Raw genomic sequence first — 3,983 nt, forward strand, 5'->3', positions numbered from 1 at the left:
CCAGAACCACCCGCCACCAACTCACCCAGACCATCCAACACCCCACCACGATCCCCACCCAACACAACCGCACGATGATCGAACACCGCCCGGGACTCGTTCAGTGCCCGCGCGACAGCCAGCACGTCAACCGCGTCCCGCTCGCGGACGAACGCCCCCAGCTTTTCGGCCTGAGCACGCAACGCCTCCGGCGACCGCCCCGACAGCACCCACGGCACAACACCCGCCGCAGACACACCGGCACCCTCATCACCCTCGGCAGAATCCTCCACCGGCTCCGCCTGCTCCAGGATCACGTGCGCGTTCGTCCCACTGATACCGAACGACGACACACCAGCCCGGCGGGGGTGGCCGGCCTCCGGCCACGGCCTGGCCTCGGTCAGCAGCTCCACCGCACCCGCGGTCCAGTCGATGTGGCTGGACGGCTCATCCACGTGCAGCGTCTGCGGCAGCACCCCGTGCCGCATCGCCATCACCATCTTGATCACACCCGCGACACCCGCCGCCGCACCCGTGTGGCCGATGTTCGACTTCACCGAGCCCAGACTCAGCGGCTGGTCCCCGGTGCGGCCCTGGCCGTAGGTCGCGATCAGCGCCTGCGCCTCGATCGGGTCACCCAGCGACGTACCCGTACCGTGCGCCTCGACCGCATCCACCTCGCCCACCGACAGCCCGGCACTGGCCAGCGCCTGCCGGATCACCCGCTGCTGCGACTGCCCGTTCGGCGCCGTCAGACCATTACTCGCACCGTCCTGGTTCACCGCGGAACCCCGCACCACCGCCAGCACCCGATGCCCGTTCCGCCGCGCATCCGACAACCGCTCCACCAGCAGCACACCGGCGCCCTCGGCCAGCCCCATGCCGTCGGCCGACTCGGCGAACGCCTTGCACCGGCCGTCGCGTGCGAGTCCGTGCTGCGAGCTGAAGCCGATCAGCTGGATCGGGGAGGAGAGCGCCGTTACACCCGCGACCAGCGCCATCGAGCACTCGTTCTTGCGCAGGGCCTGGGTGGCGAGGTGGAGGGCGACCAGGGAGGAAGAGCACGCCGTGTCCACCGTCATCGCCGGGCCCTGGAGTCCGAAGAGATAGGAGAGACGGCCGGAAAGCACGGCGCCCGCCGTGCCGGTCACCAGGTGGCCGGTGAACCCCTCGGGGAACTTCGGGAGGGACCAGCCGTAGTCGACTGCGTTGCTGCCGATGAATGCACCGACCTGCCGGCCCGTGAGTGAGCCCGGGTCGATACCGGCGCGTTCGAACACCTCCCAGGACGTTTCCAGCAGCAGCCGCTGCTGCGGGTCCATCGCCAGCGCCTCACGCGGCGAGATCCCGAAAAACCCCGCGTCGAAGTCCGCGATGTTCTCAAGGAATCCGCCCTCACGGGCATAGGTGGTGCCCTCGCCGTTCGACTCGGGGTCGTAAAGCCGCTCGACATCCCAGCCGCGGTCTCGGGGCAGGCCCGAAATGGCATCTCCGCCAGAGCTGATCAGCCGCCAGAACTCGTCCGGGGAAGTAACTCCGCCCGGGAAGCGGCACGCCATGCCCACGATAGCGATCGGCTCGTTGCCGGCCGCCTCGGTTTCCTCCAGCCGGGTCCGGGTCTGATGCAGCTCAGCCGTCGCCCACTTGAGGTAGTCGCGGAGTTTGTCTTCGTTCGCCATCACGGGCTCCCTGGGTTAGTCGAGGGACGTACTAGGCCGATGCGGCCGATGCGAGGGCCGATCAGCTCGGCTTTCCCAGCTCCTTGAGGAACTCGAATACTTCGTCGTCCGACGCCGATTCGAGTTTTTCGGCAACGGTCTCAGCCGTGCCGGACTGCGAATTCTCTGTGCTGTTCCATTTGGAGAGGAGGCTTTCGAGGCGCTGCGTGATCTGCAGGCGTTCCGTCTCACTGGCCACGACCCGGGTCAGGCCGGTGTCCATTCGGTCGAGTTCGGCGTGCAGGGCCGCGACGGTCGTCGTCCCGTCCTGAACCAGCTCGGCGTTGAGGTGTTCGGCCAGCGCCGACGGGGTCGGATACTCGAAGACGAGGGTGGCCGGCAGGCTCAACCCGGTCGCCTGGTTGAGCCGGTTGCGCAGCTCGACGGCCGTCATCGACTCGACCCCCAGGTCGCGGAAGGTCCGCTGCGCTTCTACCGTGCCACCGCTCCCGTGTCCGAGGATGGCTGCCGCGTGGGTGCACACGAGCGTGACCAGCTCTTGCCGCCGCTCTTCCGGCGACAGGTCCGCGAGCCGTTCCCGCAATACGCCGGACGCCTGCCCGTCGGCCTGAGCGCTCTCCTCGGCGGCCACCAGGACGGCCCTGGCCTCGGGCACGCCCTCGATCAGCCTGCTCGGCCGGGCGAGGGTGAAGGTCGGGGCGAAACGCTCCCAGTCGACGTCGGCGACGGCCACCGTCGCCGGCCCCCGGTTCATGACCTGCTGGAGCGCGGTGAGCGCCAGTTCCGGGTCCAAGGGCGGAAGTCCGTTGCCACGGGCGTGCCTCAGAGCCCGCGCCACTGCGGGATCGTCGCCCTCCCGCGCCTCGAAGACGTCCCACACCGCCCAGGCCGCCGAGAACGCCGCCTGACCGCGAGCGCGCTGGCGCTGGGACAGGGCGTCGAGGTGGGCATTGGCTGCGGCGTAGGCCGCGTGGTCACCGCTGCCCCAAAATCCCGCGACCGAGGAGAAGTAGACGACGGCGTCCAGGGAACTCTGGTCGAGAAGGTCCTCCAGATGCTGCGCGGGGAGGGCCTTGGCCGCGACGGCCCGTGCCAGCTGCGGAAGCCCGGTCTCCGCGAGCGCGGTCAACTCGACCATGGCGGCGGTGTGCACGACGGCCCGAACGGTGTCGCCCTGCGCTTCGAGGCCCTTCAGCGTCTGGGCGAGTCGGGTGCGGTCGGCCGGGTCGCAGGCTTCGACGGTGACCCTGACGCCGAGCCTGCCGAATTCGGCCGCCCACCGCTGCGACTCGGCGGTCGCTTCGGCTCCCTCGGCCGCGGTCGCGTCGGTCAGGACCAAGTGCTCCGCTCCCCGGTCGGCCAGCCAGCGGGCCACATGGGCCTCCACCGCCCCGGTGCCTCCGGTGATCAGCACGGTTCCCCTGGGCCGCCACTCCTCGGCGCCGTCCGAAGCGTTCAGTGGCACGCGCGCCATCCGACGGACGTGGACAGCCGTGGGACGCAGCGCGAACTGATCCTCATCCGCCTCGTTCGCCAGCACCGCGCCGAGGTTCCGGACGAGCCAGTCCGTACGGGTCTCGTCATCCACGGTCTCCGCGGCCTCGGCCCCGGGCAGGTCCACGAGCCCGCCCCAGACCTCGGGGTGCTCGACCGCCGCCACCTGTCCGATGCCCCAGACCTGGGCCTGCGCGGGATTCTCACCGGGCTCGTCGAGAGTGACCGCGCCCTGGGTGACGCACCACAGGCGGGCACCGGACCGGCGGGCACCGAGGTCCACCATGGCCTGGACGAGGAGCAGGCTGCCGGCCACCCCGGCGGAGAGTTCGAGGTGAGCCGGATGCGGACGCTGCTCCAAGGCGAGCAACGAGAGGACACCGCTGAACTGGGCCTCGTCGACAGCCTGCGACAGGGCCTCGGTGATCGCTGCCCGGTCCCCGGTCGCCGGGTCAACGGTGAGAGTTCGGACGTCGGCCCCGGCCGCGGCGAGGGCACGGATGACGGCCGAGGCCGCACTCCCCTGGGTCTGCGTGCCGCCGTCCGGCGGCACGACCGCCAGCCAGGTGCCCTCCAGCCGTGCTGCCGACGTTCCGGACAACGGCTCCCAGACCGCCTGGTACAGCCACGATGCCGCGGTGGAGCGGTCACGCGTCCGTCGACGCCACTCCGAGACCGCAGGGAGCACCGACTGAAGTTGGTCGTCGCCCACGTCCAGCATCGAGCTGAGCGATCGCAAATCCTCGGCCTCGACAGCGTCCCAGAAACGGCGTTCGTTCTCGTCGGCCGGCCCCGCCGTGCGGACGGTGTACTCGTCATCGTCCGCCGACA

Annotated in this window: 2 protein-coding genes; both read right to left on the bottom strand. The window is 70.2% G+C overall.

From position 1 onward, the window contains the following. Positions 1 to 1,658: beta-ketoacyl synthase N-terminal-like domain-containing protein (locus STBA_RS04010; RefSeq protein ID WP_171987632.1), on the bottom strand; the 1,658-nt coding region annotated here is incomplete at its 3' end. A gap of 61 nt (positions 1,659 to 1,719) precedes the next feature. After that, positions 1,720 to 3,983 (bottom strand): SDR family NAD(P)-dependent oxidoreductase (locus tag STBA_RS04015; protein ID WP_171987633.1); only part of this gene is annotated, 2,264 nt, incomplete at its 5' end.

Source organism: Streptomyces sp. MP131-18 (assembly GCF_001984575.1).
Classification (GTDB): domain Bacteria; phylum Actinomycetota; class Actinomycetes; order Streptomycetales; family Streptomycetaceae; genus Streptomyces; species Streptomyces johnsoniae.